General features: G+C 74.7%; 19 protein-coding genes. 7 read left to right on the top strand and 12 right to left on the bottom strand.

Annotated features, from left to right (window positions below; genetic code table 11):
* Positions 1–64: 64 nt before the first annotated feature.
* The 6 genes from PAI11_RS21855 to PAI11_RS21880 form a co-directional block, all read right to left on the bottom strand.
* Positions 65–664 (bottom strand): YdeI/OmpD-associated family protein, encoded by a 600-nt coding sequence (locus tag PAI11_RS21855; RefSeq protein WP_007578797.1) that lies wholly within the window; start codon positions 662–664, stop codon positions 65–67.
* A gap of 30 nt (positions 665–694) precedes the next feature.
* Positions 695–1,240, bottom strand: a complete 546-nt coding sequence (locus PAI11_RS21860) for a GNAT family N-acetyltransferase (protein WP_007578799.1) — start codon at positions 1,238–1,240, stop codon at positions 695–697.
* 67 nt (positions 1,241–1,307) lie between these two features.
* Entirely contained in the window at positions 1,308–1,883 is a 576-nt protein-coding gene (locus PAI11_RS21865) for a hypothetical protein (RefSeq protein WP_040601351.1), read from the bottom strand.
* A 141-nt stretch (positions 1,884–2,024) separates the two neighbouring features.
* Positions 2,025–3,011, bottom strand: coding sequence for an aldo/keto reductase (locus PAI11_RS21870; RefSeq protein ID WP_007578803.1), 987 nt, complete (start codon positions 3,009–3,011; stop codon positions 2,025–2,027).
* Positions 3,011–3,433, bottom strand: a complete 423-nt coding sequence (locus PAI11_RS21875) for a MerR family transcriptional regulator (RefSeq protein WP_007578805.1) — start codon at positions 3,431–3,433, stop codon at positions 3,011–3,013. The genes PAI11_RS21870 and PAI11_RS21875 overlap by 1 nt, the downstream gene beginning before the upstream one ends.
* A gap of 97 nt (positions 3,434–3,530) precedes the next feature.
* Positions 3,531–3,854, bottom strand: a complete 324-nt coding sequence (locus PAI11_RS21880; RefSeq protein ID WP_007578807.1) for a hypothetical protein — start codon at positions 3,852–3,854, stop codon at positions 3,531–3,533.
* A gap of 243 nt (positions 3,855–4,097) precedes the next feature.
* Between PAI11_RS21880 and PAI11_RS21885 the strand changes: the two genes are divergently transcribed.
* Positions 4,098–7,061, top strand: coding sequence for an amidase (locus PAI11_RS21885; protein ID WP_007578809.1), 2,964 nt, complete (start codon positions 4,098–4,100; stop codon positions 7,059–7,061).
* Between the two features lie 31 nt (positions 7,062–7,092).
* Here the strand turns inward: PAI11_RS21885 and PAI11_RS21890 are convergent, their stop codons facing one another.
* From PAI11_RS21890 to PAI11_RS21905, 4 genes are read right to left on the bottom strand one after another with little or no spacing between them, the layout of a single operon-like run.
* Entirely contained in the window at positions 7,093–7,806 is a 714-nt protein-coding gene (locus PAI11_RS21890) for a histidine phosphatase family protein (protein ID WP_007578811.1), read from the bottom strand.
* A gap of 18 nt (positions 7,807–7,824) precedes the next feature.
* Positions 7,825–8,931 (bottom strand): phosphotransferase family protein, encoded by a 1,107-nt coding sequence (locus PAI11_RS21895; protein ID WP_007578812.1) that lies wholly within the window; start codon positions 8,929–8,931, stop codon positions 7,825–7,827.
* Positions 8,928–9,815, bottom strand: coding sequence for an SDR family oxidoreductase (locus tag PAI11_RS21900; RefSeq protein ID WP_040601352.1), 888 nt, complete (start codon positions 9,813–9,815; stop codon positions 8,928–8,930). Before PAI11_RS21900 ends, PAI11_RS21895 begins: the two co-directional genes overlap by 4 nt.
* A complete protein-coding gene (locus PAI11_RS21905) occupies positions 9,812–11,062 on the bottom strand; it encodes an acyl-CoA dehydrogenase family protein (RefSeq protein WP_007578816.1) in 1,251 nt (416 codons plus the stop codon). Before PAI11_RS21905 ends, PAI11_RS21900 begins: the two co-directional genes overlap by 4 nt.
* 106 nt (positions 11,063–11,168) lie before the next feature.
* On the opposite strand from PAI11_RS21905, the gene thiM reads away from it, so the two are divergent.
* From thiM to PAI11_RS21920, 3 genes are all read left to right on the top strand, one after another.
* Positions 11,169–11,954: a hydroxyethylthiazole kinase gene (gene thiM / locus PAI11_RS21910; protein WP_007578818.1), complete on the top strand. Its 786-nt coding sequence runs from the start codon at positions 11,169–11,171 to the stop codon at positions 11,952–11,954.
* Between the two features lie 110 nt (positions 11,955–12,064).
* Positions 12,065–12,508 carry a hypothetical protein gene (locus PAI11_RS21915; RefSeq protein ID WP_040601354.1) on the top strand — a complete coding sequence of 148 codons (444 nt, stop codon included), beginning with the start codon at positions 12,065–12,067 and terminating at the stop codon, positions 12,506–12,508.
* Positions 12,509–12,548: 40 nt separating this feature from the next.
* Positions 12,549–13,391: an SDR family NAD(P)-dependent oxidoreductase gene (locus PAI11_RS21920; protein ID WP_007578822.1), complete on the top strand. Its 843-nt coding sequence runs from the start codon at positions 12,549–12,551 to the stop codon at positions 13,389–13,391.
* Between the two features lie 24 nt (positions 13,392–13,415).
* Here PAI11_RS21920 and PAI11_RS21925 read toward each other — a convergent pair whose 3' ends face one another.
* Both PAI11_RS21925 and PAI11_RS21930 read right to left on the bottom strand, forming a co-directional pair.
* Positions 13,416–13,928: a hypothetical protein gene (locus PAI11_RS21925; protein WP_007578824.1), complete on the bottom strand. Its 513-nt coding sequence runs from the start codon at positions 13,926–13,928 to the stop codon at positions 13,416–13,418.
* A 403-nt stretch (positions 13,929–14,331) separates the two neighbouring features.
* Positions 14,332–14,760, bottom strand: a complete 429-nt coding sequence (locus tag PAI11_RS21930; protein WP_007578826.1) for a PPOX class F420-dependent oxidoreductase — start codon at positions 14,758–14,760, stop codon at positions 14,332–14,334.
* A 110-nt stretch (positions 14,761–14,870) separates the two neighbouring features.
* Between PAI11_RS21930 and PAI11_RS21935 the strand changes: the two genes are divergently transcribed.
* The 3 genes from PAI11_RS21935 to PAI11_RS21945 all read left to right on the top strand — a co-directional run bounded on the left by PAI11_RS21935 (position 14,871) and on the right by PAI11_RS21945 (position 19,074).
* Complete coding sequence (locus PAI11_RS21935) at positions 14,871–16,439, top strand: flavin-containing monooxygenase (RefSeq protein ID WP_007578828.1); 1,569 nt, start codon at positions 14,871–14,873, stop codon at positions 16,437–16,439.
* 94 nt (positions 16,440–16,533) lie between these two features.
* Positions 16,534–17,934: a serine protease gene (locus tag PAI11_RS27935; protein ID WP_007578830.1), complete on the top strand. Its 1,401-nt coding sequence runs from the start codon at positions 16,534–16,536 to the stop codon at positions 17,932–17,934.
* Positions 17,935–18,057: 123 nt separating this feature from the next.
* Positions 18,058–19,074 (top strand): ATP-dependent DNA ligase, encoded by a 1,017-nt coding sequence (locus PAI11_RS21945; protein ID WP_007578831.1) that lies wholly within the window; start codon positions 18,058–18,060, stop codon positions 19,072–19,074.
* The last annotated feature ends 55 nt before the right edge of the window (positions 19,075–19,129 follow it).

Here is a 19,129-nt window from a genome sequence, read left to right on the forward strand (position 1 = left end):
GCGATCGTCGCAGGCCGGGCGGCCCGATCGGCCGGCAGCTCCCACGCGACCGCGGAGGGGCCGGTCAGCCGCCGCGCTTGGCCGGCGGGTGGACCGTCTCGCCCGCCGCGCACATCGCGACGAACTTCTCGATCCGGCGCGCGCGGGTCTCGGGCCGCTTGGCCTCGGCGATCCGGTGCAGGATCGAGTAGCGGTTGCGGCCGTCGAGCCCGGCGAAGAAGCTCGCGGCCCCGGGCGCCGCGTCCAGCGCCGCCTGCAGGTCGTCCGGCACCGTCGCCGTCGCCGGCGAGTCGTAGGCGGCGTCCCAGCGCCCGTCGGCCCGCGCCGCCTCGACCGCGCGCAGCCCGGCGGGCCGCATCGTCCCCTCCTCGATCAGCCGCTCGGCGGTCGCGCGGTTGATCTTCGACCAGCGGCTGCGCTTGCGGCGCGGCGTGAAGCGCTGGCGGTACCAGCGCTCGTCGATCGAGCGCGCCTGGCCGTCGATCCAGCCGTGGGCGAGCGCCACCTCGACCGCCTCGGCCCAGGCCACCGACGGCACCCCGGAGTCCTTCTTGGCGACCTTGATCCAGACGCCCTCGGCACGCTCACCGTGCTCGTCCAGCCAGGCGTCCCAGTCGGCGGGCGTCGCGAACGGGATCAGCGGCAGGTCGTCGGTGGCGGCCACGTCGCGGAGCCTACGGTGCCCGCTCGCCGGTCAGCCCGAGCCGGTCGGCCGCGGCTGCTGCCAGACGTCGACCGTGCGGTCGATGACCGGATTGTGGATCTGGCGCTCGATCGTCATCCCGAGCTTCTCGGCGACCCGTTGCGACCCGCGGTTCTCCGGGTGGATGATCGAGATCAGCTCGTCGCGGTCGCAGCGGCCGAAGGCGTCGGCTCGGGCGGCGAGCGCGGCCTCGGTCGCCAGCCCCCGACCCCAGTGCGCGTGCGCGATCCGCCACCCCAGCTCCGCCCGACTGGCGATCTCGGGCAGGAACGCCGGGTAGGCCACGCCGACGAAGCCCAGGAACGTGCCCTCGAGGCCCGGTTCGCGGGACTCGACCGCCCAGGCCCCGAAGCCGTGCAGGCGCCAGTGCTCCTGAACGGCGGCGTGGAAGCCCGCGACCGTCGCCGGGTCGACCGGCCGGTTGAGGAAGCGCGTGACCTGAGGGTCGCCGTTGATCGCCCGCATCGGTGCCTCGTCCTCGTCGCGCCAGAGGCGCAGCAGCGTGCGGGGCGTGCGGAGCGCTGGGGTGGGCGGCACCGGCCCAGGCTAGCGCCGCGGCTCGTCGCCGCACGACCCACGGCCGCGCGGCGACGGGCGAGCCGGATCAGTGGAGCCCGGGCAGCGTCCGGAAGCCCGAGACCTCGGGCGTGTGCTCCCACTCCTCGTCGGACTCGAAGAGCACCATCCAGCCGATCGCGCCGAAGCCGACGAACAACGCCGCCATGCCGGCGAACGCGAGCCACTCCGTGGTCGTGATCGCGGCCGCGGCGAGCGCCGCCGCACCGATCACGAGCGCCAGCAGGACCGTCGACCGCGCCGCCCGGGCCCGGTAGAGCCCGAACGCCAGCACGGCGATGCCGGCCATGAACGCCCACGGCAGCACGAGCAGTCCGAGCATCGCCACGGCGCCGCCGAGGTGCCCGAACGCGACCTCGCGCTCGCGGAGCATGTGCATCAGGCCCAGCACCGCCGGGACCATCAGCACCAGACCGACGGCGAGCGCCATCTGCGAGAAGCTGCCCGTGTCCGGGTCGCCCACCTTGCCGATGACGTACGCCCGCTCGGTCGTACCGATCGCCGACTCGGCGATCATCGCCACGAGCACCGCGAGCGGTGCCGTGATCATGCACCAGGCCGCCACGAGGCGGCGGAAGTGGTGCGCATTGGACAGACCGTCCATCGAGACCCTCCTTGTTGGTCACGACGCAGGACTATTGTGCTGCCTGATACACCACTTCGTGAGCAACGTCACAAAGAATCGCGGATGCTGCGACGTTCCGGTCGCCGACCGACCGCGACGTGACCGCCTCGCCCCGAGCGCTCAGCGATCGATGCTCGACATGTCGGGGTAGCGCTCGCCCTGCGCCGCGACCCCGGAGAGCGTCGCCAGCTCGTCCTCGCTCAGGTCGACCGCGAGCGCGCCGACGTTCTGCTCGAGGTAGCTGCGGCGCTTGGTGCCGGGGATCGGGACCACGTCGTCGCCCTGAGCCAGGACCCAGGCCAGCGCGACCTGGGCGGCGGTCGCGCCCTTCTCCGCGGCGAGCGCGTCGATCCGCTCGACGATCGCGATGTTGGCCCGCAGGTTCTCGCCCTGGAAGCGCGGGTTGTTGCGCCGGAAGTCGTCCTCGTCGAGATCGTCGAGCGAGCGGATCCCGCCGGTCAGGAAGCCGCGGCCGAGCGGGCTGTACGGGACCAGGCCGATCCCCAGCTCGCGGAGGGTCGGCAGGATCTCGTCCTCGAGGTCGCGGGTCCAGATCGAGTACTCGGTCTGGAGCGCGCTGATCGGGTGGACGGCGTGGGCGCGGCGGATCGTCTCGGCCGACGCCTCGGACAGGCCCAGGTAGCGGACCTTGCCCGCCTGGACCAGCTCGGCCATCGCGCCGACGGTCTCCTCGATCGGCGTCCGCGGGTCGACGCGGTGCTGGTAGTAGAGGTCGACGTGATCGACGCCCAGCCGCCGCAGCGACGCGTCGCAGGCCTGCCGGACGTAGTCGGGCGAGCCGTCGATACGGCGGTCGCGCGGATCGTCGGGGTTGCGGACGTTGCCGAACTTCGTGGCCAGGACGACCTGGTCCCGGCGGTCGGCGATCGCCCGGCCGACCAGCTCCTCGTTGGCGCCGTAGCCGTACATGTCGGCGGTGTCGAGGAAGCTCACCCCCAGCTCGAGGGCACGGTGGATGGTGGCGACCGACTCCGCCTGGTCGCTCTCGCCGTAGAACTCGGACATGCCCATGCAGCCGAGGCCCAGGCGCGAGACGGCGAGGCCCTGGGTGCCGAGCGGGACGGACGGGACGGTGGTGACGGACATCAGGCGGCGTTCCTCTGGTCGGAGCCGGCGGCCGCGGGACGCTCGAGCGCGCACTCGCGGTAGACGGCGATCTTGTGGTCGATGGCCTGCAGGTTCCGCTCGACCTCGCGCAGCTGGCCGAGCACCCGGGCGCGGTGCTCCTCCAGCAGCGCCAGCCGCCGCTCCTCGTTGCCGGCGCCGGCGCGGACCAGGTCCGCGTACTGCTTGATCTGGCGGATCGGCATCCCGGTCCCGCGCAGCTTCGTCAGCAGCACGACCCAGCGGACGTCGCCGTCGCTGTAGCGGCGGTGGCTGGAGGACGCCCGGCCGACGGGCTCGAGCATCAGCCCGGCCCGCTCGTAGTAGCGCAGGGTATGGGCGGTGAGGCCCGTCTCCTCCGCGACGTCGGAGATCCCGCGGAGGGCGGTGGCGGTGGTGGCCATGGCTCCAGGGTAGAAGTTGGAGCGCGCTCGAAGTCAAGCGCGGGCGGCTGGGACGTTCCGGTCGCCGGGCGTCCGGAACGTCGCCGGCAGCCGCCGGCTACGCCGTCCCGACCCGACGCCGGCCGCCCTCGATCGTCCACCAGGCGATCGCGCCGACCAGGGCGCTGACGACGAGCACGGCCGGCCACGAGCCGATCGCCTTGCCGAGCGGGTGCGATCCGGCGAAGGCCACCAGGTAGACCGCGACCAGGCCGAGCGCGACCGGCAGGCCGCGCTGCCGCATCCAGGCCAGCCCGCACCAGAGCGCGGCACCGAACAGCACCAGGCCGCCGAGCGGGCGGACGCCGGTCAGGTCGGCGACGGCGAACCCGACGAGCAGCGAGAGGGCGGCGATCAGCCAGGTCGGCAGGGGGCGGGGCACGCACCCAGGGTAGCCGGCGCCCCGTGCCGTCCGCCGACCGGCGGCCCTCGTCGCCGCGCCAGTCGGGGGCACCGCGCAGCGCCGGCGGCATAGTGTCCAAGACCAACGAGTTCGGATGCGCCAAATGGATGATCGGATCCCATGCGACCGGGGCGATACTCGCTCGGCCGGCGACCCGGACCACGGTCGTCGCGCTGCCGCGGCGTCGCGCCGCCGGCCACCCCTCCGCCCCGAAGGACCCTCGTGCCATCACCCCGCCACGACCGCTCACGCCGGTCGACCGTCGCCCCCGCCGGCGCCGCCGCCCTCGCCTCGCTGCTGATCACGTTCGCCGCGGCGACGCCCGCCTCGGCGGTCAACTACGTGACCTCCGCCAACGGCGCCTCGTGGGGCATCCACGACGCCGCCGCACCGGGTCTCGACACCGGGTCGATCCGCTCGATCACCGACAACGCCCTCTACGGCTTCGGCAACCTCCGGGTCCGGGTCGCCGGCATGGCCGCCGACGATCCCGACATCCGGATGAACGGCGAGATGATGCGCGGCTGGGGCCTGCGGTTCGACGGCGTCGACGGCTTCCGGACCACCAGCGCCATCACCCTCGGCGGCGTCGAGATGTCGCGCGAGATCAAGCTCTCCAAGCCCGGCAACTGGGCGCGCTGGCTCGACAGCTTCACCAACACCGGGGACGCGCCGGTCGACGTCGACGTGTCGTTCGGCGGCACCACCGGCTGGAACGCCACGAGCACGAGCGGCAGCCGCACGCTCGCCAACCAGAGCGCCGTCGTCGACACCACCAGCGGCGACACGACGATCGGGGCCGACGACGCGTGGGCCGTGGTCGCGACCCCGCCCCCGACGCCGAAGCACGCCAGCGCCGGCGACAGCGACCGCGGCCCCTCCGCGGTCGTCTTCGGCACGCCGACGCCGTTCGCGGGCCACCTGCTCGGCACCGGCGTCCAGCAGCGCAGCGTCTTCGACGTCCCGCTGCCCGACACCGGGACCGAGGCGAACTTCATCGGCTACCGGCACCGGCTGACCCTGGCGCCGGGCGAGACGGCCTCGCTCGTCCACTTCGTCGCCGCCGGTCGCGCGGAGACCGCGGCCACCAGCGGCCAGCAGATCGCCGCGGTCCGCGGCACCGCCGTCGCGCTGACCACCGCCCCCGACCTCGGCGGCCTCGGCAGCGGCACGGTCTGCACGATCCGCAACATCGACCTCGCGGCGCTGCCCGGCGCGCCCGACTGCTCCGGGATCCCGGCGCCCGAGGCGCCGGCGCAACGCCCCGCCGCGGCCCCGGTCACGACCTCGCCCTACGATGTCGTCGACAAGACGATCGGTGACCTGCAGGCCGACATGGAGGCCGGCAGGACCACCGCCCAGCAGATCACGCGCGCGTACCTCGACCGGATCGCGGCCTACGACCGCGGGCCGTTCGGCTTCCACGCCTTCATCCACGTCGCCGAGGACGCGATGGCCCAGGCCAAGCAGGCCGACGCCCGGCGGGCTGCGGGCGAGAAGGGCGACCTGCTCGGGATCCCGGTGGCCGTGAAGGACCTCTACGACACCAAGGACATGCCGACGACCACCGGCACCCTGGCGCTGGCCGGCTACCAGCCCAAGCGCGACGCCTTCCAGGTCGCGCGCCTGCGCGCCGCCGGCGCGGTGCTGATCGGCAAGGCGAACCTGTCGGAGTTCGCCAACTCGGGCAGCCAGAGCGAGTCCGGCTGGGGCCAGGTCTGGAACGCCTACAAGCCCTCGAAGACCTCGCTCGGCTCGTCCGGCGGCTCGGCGGTCGCGACGGCCACCAGCATGGCCGCGTTCGGCATGGGCAGCCAGACCGGGGTCTCGCTCTACGCGCCGTCGACCGGCGCCAGCCTGGTGACGATGCGGGGCACCGACGGGATCTCGAGCCTCGCCGGAGCCTCGCCGCTGACGTGGATGCAGGACTTCCTCGGTCCGATGGCGCGGTCGGTGGCCGACGTCGCCCGGATCCTCAACGTCACGACCGGCACCGACCCGGAGGACTTCGTCACCGTCGACGGCGACGCCGACGCCAAGCGGCCCGCCGACTGGAAGGCGTTCCTCGATCCCAACGCCCTCCAGGGCAAGCGGATCGGGTACCTGCCGGCGGCCTACGCGGCCAGCTACGGCGACGACGGCACGGTCGAGGCGGTCCGCGGCCGGTTCGCCGACCTGGAGGCGCTCGGGGCGACGATGGTCGAGATGCCCGATCCGCCGAGCACGGTGTCGCCGTCGATCGCGGTGCCGTCGGCCGGCCGCCGCGAGGAGGGCTGGCGCCGCTACTTCGAGCGCAACGCCGACGTCGCGCCGTTCCACACCGCGTCCGAGATCCTCTCCTCGCCGAGGAACCTGCCGTACAACCGCCAGACGGTCGCGCCGGCCGATCGCCTGACCGACGAGCAGATCGCCGCGCTGCTGGCCTCCCGCAAGGAGTCCAAGGTCCGCCTGGCGCAGTGGATGGACGACCACGACGTCGACGTGGTCGTGTACCCCGGGTTCAAGAGCGACGTCTACGACAACGACGGCGCCACGGCGCTGAGCTCCGACCGCGGGACCGGCGTGCCGACGTCGAACTTCGGGGTGCCGACGATCGTCGTGCCGGCCGGGACCAACCCGCACGGCGATCCGATCTCGCTCCAGTTCGTCGGTCGTGCCTGGGACGACGCCAAGGTGCTCGGCTACGGCTACGCGTTCGAGCAGCGCGTCCACGGGCACGTCGCCCCGTCGACGACTCCGGCGCTCGCCTACGACCCGTCGGCGACGCCGCCGCCGATCGAGAACCCGAAGCCGATCCCGCCCGTGACCGTCGCGCCCCAGCCGGACGCGCCGAGCAACGGCGGACCGGCGCCGACCGCGCCAAGGCCGACGCCGCGCGTGCGCCTGACGACGACCTCGGTGCGCCCCGACCGCAAGGGCCGCTACGCGCTGCGCCTGCGCTGCTCGACCGGCGCCGGGTCGTGCCGGGTGCGGGTCGAGGTCCGTCGCGGCGGACGGGCGGTCGGCAGCCGCACGCTGACGATCCGCGCCGGCCGCACGGCCACGGCCCGGATCACCGCGACGACCGCGATGCGCCGGGCCCTGCGGCGCGGCGGCACGCTGCATCTGCGGGTCCGCCTGAGCGGTCGCCGCTCGACGACGATCGCGGGCAGCCGGTCCGTCAGCGTGCTGCTGCGCCCGCGCTGAGCGATCGGCGAGGCGTTCCGGGCCGCACCCGTCAGCGCGTGGTGCGGCCCGGCCGCCCCGGCCCCTGCAGATGCCCGTGCTCGTTGAAGCTCACCAGCGACAGCCCGCGGCGTCCGCTGACGACCGTCGTGATCCCGGTGTTGACGATCACGCGGTTGAGGGCCAGCCAGCCCTCGGCGGGCAGGCCGAGGATCCCGGCGCAGACCGCGCTGATCGTCCCGGCGGAGGAGACGACGACCGCGGCGCCCTCGGCCGGGGGCGCCTCCACGACGGCGTCGAGCGCCGCTCGCGAGCGCGCGGCGAAGGCCAGGAACGACTCGCCGTAGCCGTCGTGCTCGGCGTCGGTCCACTGGCGCAGCGCCGCCTCGAGCGTCGCCTGGAACGCCTCGGCCGGGCGCCGGTTGCGGGCCACCTCGACGACGAGCGCGGCCCGGCGGCGGGCGCGGCCCTCGAGTCGCTGCAGCAGCTCCTCGTGGTCGAACTCGTCCCAGCGGTGGTCGACGGTCGGCACCGGGTCGGGGCCGCGGGCGGGGCCGGCGGCGCCGGCGTAGCCGGCCAGCAGCTCCTCCGCGGTCTCGCGCTGGCGCCGCAGCTCGCCGTGGACGAGCGAGCCGATCGCCACCCCGCGTCGCCGCAGCTCGCCACCGACCGCGCGGGCCTGGACGCGGCCGTGGTCGGACAGCCGGTCGTAGTCGCCGAGGCCGAAGCTGGCCTGGCCGTGGCGGACGAGGTGGATCGCGGGCATCGTCGGCAGCCCGACGGCTCAGCCGGCCTGCCGGATGATCCGCCGGCAGCGCAGGTCGAGGTAGCGGACGGCGAGCCAGAAGCGCTTGAACGCCTCGTTGGTGGTCTGGCCGGCGTGGTAGCGGTGGTAGATCTGCTGGAGGATCGCCGCCAGCCGGAAGAGCCCGAAGACCTCGTAGAACGTCCAGTCCGGCCGTTCGATCCCCGCGCGCCGGCAGTAGTGGGCCACGACCTCGTCGCGGGTCAGCATCCCGGGCAGGTCGGTGGGCTGGCGCTTGAGCAGCCGCATCCCGCGGCCGTCGTCGGCCTGGACCCAGTACGCCAGCGCGCTGCCGAGGTCCATCAGCGGATCGCCGAGCGTGGCCATCTCCCAGTCCAGGACCCCGATCACGTGCCCGGGGTCGGCCGGATCGAGGACCAGGTTGTCGAGCCGGAAGTCGTTGTGGATCACGCGGATCGCGACGTCGTCGGGCTGGTGCTCCCGCAGCCACGAGATCACCCGCTCGAACCGCGGCGACCGCGGGGTGCGGGCGGCCCGGTAGCGCTCGGCCCAGCCCGTGACCTGCCGCTCGACGTAGCCGGCGCCGCGCCCGAGGTCGCCGAGCCCGGCCCGCTCGACGTCGACCGCGTGCAGCTCGACCAGGGTGTCGATCGCGGCCTCGCCGAGCCGGCGCGCGTCGGCCGCCGACAGCGCCATCCCGGACGGCAGCCGACCGCGGACGATCGTGCCCTCCAGGCGCTCCATCACGTAGAACGGCCGCCCGCCGAGCGCCGCCTGCGCGGCCTCGTCCTCGCCGATCGCCACGACCTCGGGGACGTGGCGGTAGACCGGCTTCAGCCGCCGCTGGATCCGGGCCTCGCGCAGCACGTCGTGGGCGGCCCCGCGGTGCTCGCCGGCGGGCGGCCGGCGCACGATCAGCTCACGCGCGGGGTAGCGCAGCAGGTAGGTCAGGTTCGACGCGCCACCGCTGAACTGGCGGACCTCGGGCGGGGCGTCGCCGAGCCCGTCGACCCGCTCCGCCAGCCAGTCGTGCAGGGGCGCCGGGTCGAAGGCGTCCTCGGCCCGGACCTCGCGCGCGGCGTCGATCGGGCCGCTCGCGGCGGACGCCGGCCGCCCGCCGCTCATGCCTCGCCCCGATCGCTCGCCGCGACCGCCGACGCGCCGTCGGCCTCGGCCGCCGCGATCCGCTCCAGCAGCCGCCGGGTCCGCTTGCGCGCCTGGGACAGGAACAGCGGCGGCAGGAACCGCTTGACCAGGTAGGAGGAGCGCCCGTCGCGGTCGGTCAGCAGCAGGAAGCGGCGCTTGGCGACCGCGTCGACGACCTGCGCGGCGATCGCGTCGGCCGGGGTCGACGACTGCCCGACGAGCTTGTCCATCAGGCCGCTGACCGCGGCGTCCGGTGAGCGGAAGGTCGCCGTCAGGCCGGTCCGGAAGAAGCTCGGGCAGACGACGGTGACGCCGATCCCGGCTGGCTCGAGCTCCAGCCGCAGGGTCTCCGAGAGCGACACCACGCCGGCCTTGGCGACGTTGTAGGCCGCGTTGGCGGGCGGGTTGATCAGCCCCGCCAGCGAGGCGACGTTGACGAGCTGCCCCGACCCCTGGGCCTCCATCAGCGGCACGAAGGTCCGGCAGCCGCGCACGACCCCCATCAGGTCGATCTCCAGGACCCAGTCCCAGTCCTCGATCGGCTGGCGGGAGAAGCGCCCGCCGGCGGCGACCCCGGCGTTGCTGACGAGCACGTCGAGCCCGCCCCAGTGCTCCTCGCACCAGCCGCGGACTGCCGCCCAGCGCTCGTCGGAGCGGACGTCGAGCGTCAGGCCGTGGGCGCTCGCCGTCGGAGCGCCGTCGCCGACCGCGGCCTCGGCGCCGGCGACCGCCGCGACGGCCGCGACCAGCGCGTCGCCGTCGACGTCGGTCAGGAGCACCCGGTCGCCGGCGGCGGCGAAGCGATGCGCGAGCGCCAGGCCGAGCCCGGAGCCGGCGCCGGTGATCAGCACCCGGCGGCTCATGCGGCGCCGCCCGCGTCGGCCGGCTTGTACGGCGCCAGCTCGAGCCGGGCGACGACCCCGCGGTGGACCTCGTCGGGCCCGTCGGCGAGCCGCAGCGACCGCGCCATCGTCCACGCCCCGGCGAGCGGGAAGTCGTCGGACAGGCCACCGCCGCCGTGCAGCTGGATCGCCATGTCGATCACGCCCTGGGCCATGTTCGGCACCACGACCTTGATCTGGGAGACGGCGCCAAGCGCTCCCTGCAGGCCCTGCGTGTCGAGCAGCCAGGCGGCCTGCAGCACCAGCAGCCGGGCCTGGTCGATCGCCATCCGCGCGTCGGCGATCCGCTCGCGGTTGCCGCCGAGGTTGGCCAGCGGCTTGCCGAACGCGGTCCGCGACATCGCTCGCCGGCAGGCATGCTCGAGCGCCAGCTCGGCGAGCCCGATCAGCCGCATGCAGTGGTGGACGCGGCCCGGGCCGAGCCGCGCCTGGGCGATCCCGAAGGCGCCGCCCGGCGTCCCGATCACGGCGTCGAGCGGCAGTCGCACGTCGTCGAAGGAGACCTCGCCGTGGCCGTGGGGCCCGTCGAGGAAGCCCATCGTCGGCAGCATCCGCTCGACGGTCACGCCCGGCGCGTCGCGCGGGACGCAGACCATCGAGTGCTGGGCGTAGCGGTGGGCGGTCGGGTCGGTCAGGCCCATGAAGATCAGGACGTCGCAGTCGGGGTGGCCGATCCCCGTGCTCCACCACTTGCGCCCGTTGAGGACGATCTCGTCGCCGTCGACGATCGCGGTCGCCCGCATGTTGGTGGCGTCGGAGGAGGCGACGTCCGGCTCGGTCATGCAGAACGCCGAGCGGATCTCGCCCCGCAGCAGCGGGTGCAGCCAGCGCTCCTGCTGGGCGGGGCTGCCGAAGTGCAGCAGCACCTCCATGTTGCCGGTGTCCGGCGCGCTGCAGTTGAAGACCTCGGAGGCGATCGCGGAGCGGCCCATCCGCTCGGCGAGGATCGCGTAGTCGGCGTTCGGCAGGCCCGGCGACGTCGGCCCGCCGGGGACCTCGACCGCCTGCGGCAGGAACAGGTTCCAGAGCCCGGCGTCGCGGGCCTTCGCCTTCAGCTGCTCGAGCACCGGCGGGACGGCGAACTCGCCCTCGCGCTGCGCGGTGACCTGGCGCAGGTAGGCCTCCTCGACCGGCTCGATCTGGTCGCGGATGAAGCGGTCGATGCGCGTCAGCAGGTCCTGGGCGCGGGGAGTCGGGGCGAAGTCCATCGGAGCCTCTCGGTCGAACTGGTACCGCACAGTACCAGCGACGGCGCCGGACGACGACGCGCCCTCCGCCACCGGTCGGCGGACACCGCCGCGCTAGCGTGACGCGATGGCGCGTGCCTCCGACCGCTCCTGGCCCGATCCCGAGATCGCCGCCGACCTAGCCGCGCTGCGGGCCGCGGCGCCGCTGGTCCACTGCGTCACCAACGTCGTGGTCTCGGCCTTCACGGCCAACGTCCTGCTGGCGATCGGCGCCGCCCCGGCGATGGTCCACGCGCCGGAGGAGGTCGCGGACCTGGTCCCCGCCGCCGGCGCGCTGCTGGTGAATCTCGGCACGGTCACCGCCGAGCAGGCCGAGGCGGCGCGAATCGCCGTGGCCGCCGCTCGCGAGCACGACGTCCCGTGGGTGCTCGACCCGGTCGCGGTCGGCCCGCTGCCGTTCCGGACGGCCCTCGCCCACGAGCTGCTCGAGCAGCGCCCGACCGCGATCCGCGGCAACCCGTCGGAGATCCTGGCCCTCGCCGGGCTGGGCGCCGGCGGCCGCGGCGTCGACGCCACCGACGGTCCCGAGGCCGCGATCGACGCCGCCCGCGACCTGGCCCGGCGATCGGGCGCGGCCGTCGCCGTCAGCGGGGCGGTCGACCACGTCACCGACGGCGAGCGGCTGATCACCGTCCCCGGCGGCGACGAGCTGCTGACGCGGGTGACCGGGGCGGGCTGCGCGCTCGGCGCGCTCGTCGCCGCCGCCTGCGCCGTGGTCCCCGACCCGCTGCGCGCCGCGGCCTCGGCCTCGGCGCTGCTGGCCGCGGCGGCCGAGCGCGCCGTCAGCGGCGCCCGCGGACCCGGGAGCTTCGCCGTCGGCCTGCTCGACGAACTCGACGCGCTCGGACGCTGAGCGATCGCGGACGGCGTACGGGGAGCCGTTGGCCAGCGGTCGAATCCGGCGCCCGCGATCGTGCCGCCCTGGCCCACGCCCGGGCGTCCGGGCGGTGATGGACTACGGCCATGATGCGACCGCTGGAGCAGCTGGATCTCGTCCGCACGTCACGCTTCCGCCCCCGCTACGAGCTGCGCGAGGCCTGCGGCACGCTGACCGGGACCCTGATCTGGACGGGCGCTCCCGGCCGCGCCGAGGCTCGCGTCGGCGACCGCACGTGGAGCCTGCGGCCCGGCAGCTGCCGCTCGCGACTCGAGGCCTGGAGCGACGAGGACGACCTCGAGCTGCACCTCGACCACGGCGAGATCCTGCTCGCCGGCCACCCGCGGGAGCCGATGCGCTGGCAGCGCAACGTCCGCTCCGCCGCCACCGGCTCGATCAGCTCGGCCCACGTCCACGCCTCGCTGCGGCCGCACCGCCGGACCGCGCCGGGCTTCGAGGTCACGCTGTCGGGCGAGCTGCCCCAGCGCGAGCTGGTGCTGCTGACCGCCGCCTACGAGCTGCTGCGCTGAGCCGCGACGGGCTCGCGGGCGTGCGGTAGCGTCGCGCCCCATGCCGACCGTCCTCGTCACCGGAGCCAGCCGCGGGATCGGCCGCACCACCGCCCTGCGCCTGGCCGCAGCCGGCTGGGACGTCCTCGCGGGCGTTCGACGTGCCGAGGACGGCGAGGCGCTCCTCGCCGACGCCCCCACCGGCCGGCTGACGCCGATCCTGCTCGACGTCGCCGACGACGCCCAGATCGCGGCGCTCGACGACCTGCTGCCGCCGACGCTCGACGCGGTGGTCAACAACGCCGGGATCGTGGTGCCCGGCCCGCTCGAGGCGGTCTCCTCCGCCGACCTGCGGGCGCAGTTCGAGGTCAACGTCGTCGGCGCCGCCGCCGTCACCCGCGCGGTGCTGCCGCGGATCCGGGCGGCCCGCGGGCGGATCGTCTTCGTCTCCTCGGTCAGCGGCCGGCTCTCGACGCCGATGACCGGCGCCTACAACGCGTCGAAGTTCGCCCTCGAGGGCCTGGCGGACGCCTGGCGGGTCGAGCTGCGCCCGTGGGGGATCCGCGTCTCGCTCGTCGAGCCGGCGATGACCGACACCGATCTCTGGCGCCTCGCGGACGAGACCAACGACGCCGCCGAGGCCGCCCTCTCGGCCGCCCACCGCGAGCTCTACGCCGCCCACATCGCCGGCTTCCGCAAGACGATCCCGCTGATGCAGCGGATGGCCAAGCCGGTCGACGGCGCCGCCGCCGCGATCGAGCGGGCGCTGACGGCCCGCCGCCCCCGCGCCCGCTACGTCGTCGGCCGCGACGCCCACGCCCAGGCGGTGCTCGGCGAACTGACGCCGACGCCCCTGCGCGACGCCCTCTTCGCCCGCGCGACCGGGGTGCCGCGGCGGCGCTGAGCGGCCGCCCGCCTCGCCGCCCGGCTAGGCCGCTCGCGGCAGCAGCTCCAGCGCCTGCGGACGCATCACCTGGCTGCCCGGCCGCTCGCACAACGGGCAGGTGAAGTGGACGAGGAACCAGCGACCGTCCGGCTCGGCGTCGGGCTCCAGCGCGCGCAGGCAGCTGGGCCAGGCCGGCACCGGGGTCGGGTGATGCTCGCAGGCCAGCGTCACCGGCCAGCGACCGCGCCGCATCGCCCGCCACCAGAGGTCCAGGCCGGCGTCGGGGTCGTGGGCCATCCGGCCGGTCATCAGGTCGAAGTGCGGGGCGAAGCCGGTGGCGATCGGCAGCCAGTCGAGCTCCTCGCTGGACATCAGCAGCCGGTGCTCGCCGCCGCACCCGTCATGGCAGCGGTAGGTGACCACGTGCGCGGGCGGGGCGGTCGCGCCGGGCAGCCGCTCCACGCGTCGGAAGGCGGTCAGCCGCAGCACCCCGTGCGAGCCGGACTCGCTGCAGACCGCGTCCCATCCCCCGGCGATCGCGTCGAACTGGTGCATGGCTGAGGATATGCGCCACGGGCGGACGACTTCCACTGTCGGATCGGCCAATCTCGGCCGGCCGGAGCGGGACGGACGTCGATGGCCGACGCTCGACGCGACGACGACGGCAGGCCCGCGAGCGCGGGTCAGAGAACATTCTCGTCCCAGAGACCGCAGATCTGGTAGACACCTATGTGCACAGGCGTCTCCGGGGCTGCGTGGCCCCGGGATCGCCGTCCCGTCCACCGATCGGAGGTCCCACCCGGTCCCACCCCCAGCCGCCGTTTCCGTCGACCACTCCCGACGACGCACGGCGCACACGAAACTCGGCCCACGCTGCTGCTCCCGCCCTCTCCCGTGGAGCAGCAGCGTCGGCGGGCCCCTCGGGGCCGGCCGAGCGCCGCCGGGCCGGCGTGACCGCTCAGTCGGCCACGCCGGCCTCGGCGAGGATCCTCTCCGGCCGCAGCCGGACCACCAGCTCCCCCGGGACCCCGTTGCGGGTCCCGAACTCCTCGGCCCGCTCGGCGCCCATGTAGCGGCCGCCGATCGCGGTCGCCCAGCGGCGCACCTCGTCGAGCTCCTCGCTGATCTCGACCCGCCCCTCGACCGCGACGTAGGAGAAGGGCGGCGCGTCGTCGTCGACGGTGATCACGGCCCGCCCGTCACGGCGCAGGTTGCGCCCCTTGACGGTCTCGGCGCCGGTGTTGAAGACCAGGTCGTCGCCGTCGACCACGAACCAGATCGGCACGGCGTGCGGCCGGCCGTCGGCGCGGACGGTGGCCAGGATGCCGGTGCGGGTTCCCGCCGCCAGGAAGGCACGGCGCTCGTCAGGGCCCATCGGTCGCGGCATGCCCCAAGGCTCGCACATGCGCGCCCGGCGGCGGGAGTCCGAACGGCCGCTGGACAATCCACCTACCGGCAAGTAGCCTACCCGTCAGTAAGCACGAGGAGGAGCCAGCGATGACCAGCACGACCACCCGTCCACCCGCCGCCGCCTACCGCGACCCGATCCCGTCCGAGGTTCGCGTCGCCGTGATCGGCAGCGGCTTCTCGGGCCTCGGGATCGCGATCGGCCTGCTCGAGGACGGCGAGCGCGACTTCGTGGTCCTGGAGCGGGCCGACGACATCGGCGGCACCTGGCGCGACAACACCTACCCGGGCTGCGCCTGCGACGTGCCGTCGCACATGTACTCCTACTCGTTCGCGCCGAACCCGAACTGGTCGCGCAGCTTCGCCAGCCAGCCGGAGATCTGGGCCTACCAGCAGGACGTCGTCGCCCGCTTCGGGATCGCGCCCTACGTCCGGACCGGCGCCGGCGTGACCGCCGCCGACTGGGACGAGGACGAGCAGCGCTGGCGGATCGAGACCGAGCGCGGCACGCTCCGCGCCCGCTTCCTGATCTCGGGCACCGGACCGCTCTGCGAGCCGCGGTACCCCGAGCTGCCGGGCCTCGAGCGCTTCGAGGGCGCCGCCTTCCACTCCGCCCGCTGGGACCACGACCACGACCTGACCGGCGAGCGCGTCGCAGTGATCGGCACCGGCGCGTCGGCGATCCAGTTCGTCCCGAGGATCCAGCCGCAGGTGCAGCGCCTGACGCTGTTCCAGCGCACGCCGCCGTGGATCATGCCGCGCCCGGACCGCCCGATCGGCTCCCGCGAGCGCTTCCTGCTGCGGACCGTGCCCGGGCTCCGGAAGCTCAAGCGGCTCGGCATCTACGCCGCGCTGGAGAGCCGGCTGCTGATGTTCAACCACGTCCCGCAGCTGCGGCCGCTCGCACGCAAGCTGGCGCTGCGCCACATCGAGGCCCAGGTCCAGGACCCGGTCCTGCGGGCCAAGGTCACCCCCGACTACGACCTCGGCTGCAAGCGCGTCCTGCTCTCCAACGACTACCTGCCGGCGCTCGCCGCGCCCAACGCCGACGTGATCACCAGCGGCATCCGCGAGGTCCGCGCCCACTCGATCGTCGACGCCGACGGGGTCGAGCACCAGGTCGACACGATCATCTACGGCACCGGCTTCCGGGTCACCGACCAGCCGATCGCCGAGATCGTCCGCGGCCGCGGCGGCGAGCGGCTCGCCGACCGCTGGGTCGACGGGGTCGAGGCCTATCGCGGGACGACGATCAGCGGCTTCCCGAACCTCTTCATGATGGTCGGGCCGAACACCGGCCTCGGCCACAACTCGATCATCTACATGATCGAGTCGCAGATGGCCTACGTCCGCGACGCGCTGCGCCAGGCCCGCGACGGCGCGATCGGCGCGCTGGCGCCGAAGGCCGCCGTCCAGCGCGCCGAGAACGAGGAGCTCCAGCAGCGACTCGAGGGCACGGTCTGGAACGACGGCGGATGCCAGTCCTGGTACCTGGACGCGCGCGGCCGCAACAGCACCCTCTGGCCGGACTTCACGTTCCTCTACCGCCGCCGGACCGCCCGCTTCGCCCTCACTGACTACGACGTCGAGCCGCTGCGCACGGCGCCGCCCGTCGACGCGCCCGCCGCCGTCCCGGCAACGGAGCCGGTCGCGGTCTGAGCCGCCGCTCGCCGTTCGCCCGGTTCTTCGACAGGGCCCCGCCTGCCGTGCCAAGCTGGCACGGCAGGCGCAGGACGGAACCGAGGGCGATCAGATGCGAACACGACCACCGGCACGGCGACGGGCCGCGCTGCCACTGACGCTCGCCGTCGCGCTACTCGCCGCGGCCGCGCCGGCGGCGGCCGAGCGCCGCGCCGACCTGCGGATCGTCGGCGGCAGCCAGATCACGATCGCCACCACGCCGTTCCAGGTCGCGCTCTGGAACCCGACGACCCTCGAGCCCGGCGGTCAGCCGTCGCCGTTCGCCGGCCAGTTCTGCGGCGGCACGATCGTCGCGCCGACCAAGGTCGTGACGGCCGGGCACTGCGCCTTCAACCCGACCACCGGCGCACCGCAGCCCCCGAGCCAGGTGCGGGTGCTCGCCGGCACGGCCCATCTGCGCAAGGCGACCGAGCCGGCCTACGGGATCGGCGTCAAGGACGTCGCCGTCAGCAGCATCACCGTCAACCCCGGCTACTCCTCGAGCACCGAGGACGGCGACGCCGCCGTGCTGACGCTGGCCGAGCCGCTCTACGCCGGGACGCCGACCCCGAACGGGACGACCGCAATCGCGCCGATCCGGCCGATCTACCCGAGCGAGGCCGGGACCGCGACCGCCGACGGCGCAGCCGTGCGGGTGAGCGGTTGGGGCGACGTCAACGCCGAGCCCGCGACCGGCGGCAACCCCAGCTACCCGGCCGACCTGCACGCCGTCGACGTCCACGTGCAGCCGTTCACGCCCTGCCGCAACAGCTACTTCCTGGCGAGCCTGTTCGGCATCCAGCTGACCGACCGGATGCTCTGCGCGGGCGAGCCGGCCGGCGGCAAGGACTCCTGCTCGGGCGACAGCGGCGGACCGCTGACCGCGTCGGCCGCCGGCACCCCGGTCCTGGCCGGGATCGTCAGCTTCGGGATCGGCTGCGCCCAGGCCAACCTGCCGGGGATCTACACCCGCGTCTCCGAGACGTCCGTCGGGGCGTTCCTGCGCGGCGCGGCCGGCCTGCCCGACCCGCCCGCGCCGCCGCCGGTCGTGACCACCCCGACGACGCCGACGACGCCGACCGTCCCGAGCCCCCCGCCGCCGATCCCGCCGGCGCCGACGACGACGGACCGCGCGCGGCCGACCAGCCGGATCGCCGGCCGCTCCTGCAACCGCAGCCGCTGCGTGCTCGACCTGGTCGTCAGCGATCCGCTGCCGTCGGCCGGGATCCGCCGGGTCCGCGGCACGCTGCGCTGGAGCACCCGGTCGCGCTGCCGTCGCAAGGGCCGGGTCACGACCTGCGCGACCGCCCACGAGACGACGCTGAAGGGGACCTTCGTCGGCGGTAGCCACTGGTCGCTGCGGACGCCGCGGCTCGGCCGGCGCAGCTACCGCCTGAGCATCGTCGCCCGCGACAAGGCCGGGTACGACCAGCGCCCGGCGACCGCGACGACGGTCCGGCCGGCGCGCCGCTGAGCCGCTGCCGAGGGCGCCGGGAGCGGATCGACGGCGCCGCGGGTGGCGGCGGGCCCCGTCCGGCGGCCAGCCGGTCGCGTCCGGTGGCGTCGCGGCCGCGACCGTCGCTACGCTCGGGCCACCGTGAGCCTGCCGCTGTCCCCGCCCCTCGCCCCCCAGCTCGCCCGCAGCCGCGACGCGCTGCCGGAGGGCGAGAACTGGGCCTACGAGCCGAAGTGGGACGGCTTCCGCGCGATCGCGTTCGTCGACGGCGACGCGGTCACGCTGCTCTCGCGCGGGGGCAAGGAGCTGGAGCGCTACTTCCCGGAGCTGACCTTCCCGGCCGGCCGCTACGTGCTCGACGGCGAGATCGTGATCGACGCGGTCTCGATCGAGCAGGGCGGCGGGACGGGGCTGGGCGGCGACCGCGGCCAGGATCCGCAGGACTTCAACGCGCTCTCGCAGCGGATCCACCCCGCCGCCTCGCGGATCGAGCGGCTGTCGGGCGAGATCCCCGCCCGCTACATCGCCTTCGACCTGCTCGCACGCGACGACGAGGCGCTGCTGGAGACGCCCTACGGCGAGCGCCGCGCCGCGCTCGAGGCGCATCTCGGCGGCGGCAGCGGGATCGACTTCGGCGGCTCGATCGTCCACCTGACGCCGTCGGTCGCGACCCCGGCCGAGGCCGAGCCGTGGCTGCGCGACACCGAGGGCGTGGTCGCCAAGGAGCTCGACGCCCCGTACCTGCCCGGCGCCCGCAAGGGGATGGTCAAGGTCAAGCGGCAGCGAACGATCGACGCGGTCGTCGTCGGCTGGCGGCCGGGCAAGGAGGAGGGCACCGTCGGCTCGCTGATCCTCGGCCTCTACACCCCCGAGGGCGAGCTGCGGGTCGTCGGCCACACCTCGGGCTTCAAGGCCGCCGAGAAGCGTTCGCTGGTCGACACGCTGGCGCCCTACGCCTCGGGCGCGACCGGCAGCGCCGACCCCAGCCGCTGGCGCAGCGACAAGGAGCTGGAGTGGGTCGGCCTGCGCCCCGAGCTGGTGATCGAGGTCAGCTTCGACCAGGTCTCCGCCGGCCGGATCCGGCACGGCGCCAAGGTCCTGCGCTGGCGCGACGACAAGCCGCCGGCCGAGTGCGTGGTGGAGCAGTTGGACGCCTGAGGCGGGCGGGCGGGCGGCGGCGCGGGCGGGCGGCGGCGCGGGCGGGCGGCGGCGC

Source organism: Patulibacter medicamentivorans (genome assembly GCF_000240225.1).
Taxonomy (GTDB): domain Bacteria; phylum Actinomycetota; class Thermoleophilia; order Solirubrobacterales; family Solirubrobacteraceae; genus Patulibacter; species Patulibacter medicamentivorans.

What these genes read in the sequence shown, in the direction of transcription:
- PAI11_RS21865 (WP_040601351.1), bottom strand. Translation starts at nt 1,883, where the DNA reads ATGGACGGTCTGTCCAATGCGCACCACTTCCGCCGCCTCGTGGCGGCC.
- PAI11_RS21870 (WP_007578803.1), bottom strand. Translation starts at nt 3,011, where the DNA reads ATGTCCGTCACCACCGTCCCGTCCGTCCCGCTCGGCACCCAGGGCCTC.
- PAI11_RS21875 (WP_007578805.1), bottom strand. Translation starts at nt 3,433, where the DNA reads ATGGCCACCACCGCCACCGCCCTCCGCGGGATCTCCGACGTCGCGGAG.
- PAI11_RS21890 (WP_007578811.1), bottom strand. Translation starts at nt 7,806, where the DNA reads ATGCCCGCGATCCACCTCGTCCGCCACGGCCAGGCCAGCTTCGGCCTC.
- PAI11_RS21895 (WP_007578812.1), bottom strand. Translation starts at nt 8,931, where the DNA reads ATGAGCGGCGGGCGGCCGGCGTCCGCCGCGAGCGGCCCGATCGACGCC.
- PAI11_RS21900 (WP_040601352.1), bottom strand. Translation starts at nt 9,815, where the DNA reads ATGAGCCGCCGGGTGCTGATCACCGGCGCCGGCTCCGGGCTCGGCCTG.
- PAI11_RS21905 (WP_007578816.1), bottom strand. Translation starts at nt 11,062, where the DNA reads ATGGACTTCGCCCCGACTCCCCGCGCCCAGGACCTGCTGACGCGCATC.
- thiM (WP_007578818.1), top strand. Translation starts at nt 11,169, where the DNA reads ATGGCGCGTGCCTCCGACCGCTCCTGGCCCGATCCCGAGATCGCCGCC.
- PAI11_RS21915 (WP_040601354.1), top strand. Translation starts at nt 12,065, where the DNA reads ATGATGCGACCGCTGGAGCAGCTGGATCTCGTCCGCACGTCACGCTTC.
- PAI11_RS21920 (WP_007578822.1), top strand. Translation starts at nt 12,549, where the DNA reads ATGCCGACCGTCCTCGTCACCGGAGCCAGCCGCGGGATCGGCCGCACC.
- PAI11_RS21925 (WP_007578824.1), bottom strand. Translation starts at nt 13,928, where the DNA reads ATGCACCAGTTCGACGCGATCGCCGGGGGATGGGACGCGGTCTGCAGC.
- PAI11_RS21930 (WP_007578826.1), bottom strand. Translation starts at nt 14,760, where the DNA reads ATGCCGCGACCGATGGGCCCTGACGAGCGCCGTGCCTTCCTGGCGGCG.
- PAI11_RS21935 (WP_007578828.1), top strand. Translation starts at nt 14,871, where the DNA reads ATGACCAGCACGACCACCCGTCCACCCGCCGCCGCCTACCGCGACCCG.
- PAI11_RS27935 (WP_007578830.1), top strand. Translation starts at nt 16,534, where the DNA reads ATGCGAACACGACCACCGGCACGGCGACGGGCCGCGCTGCCACTGACG.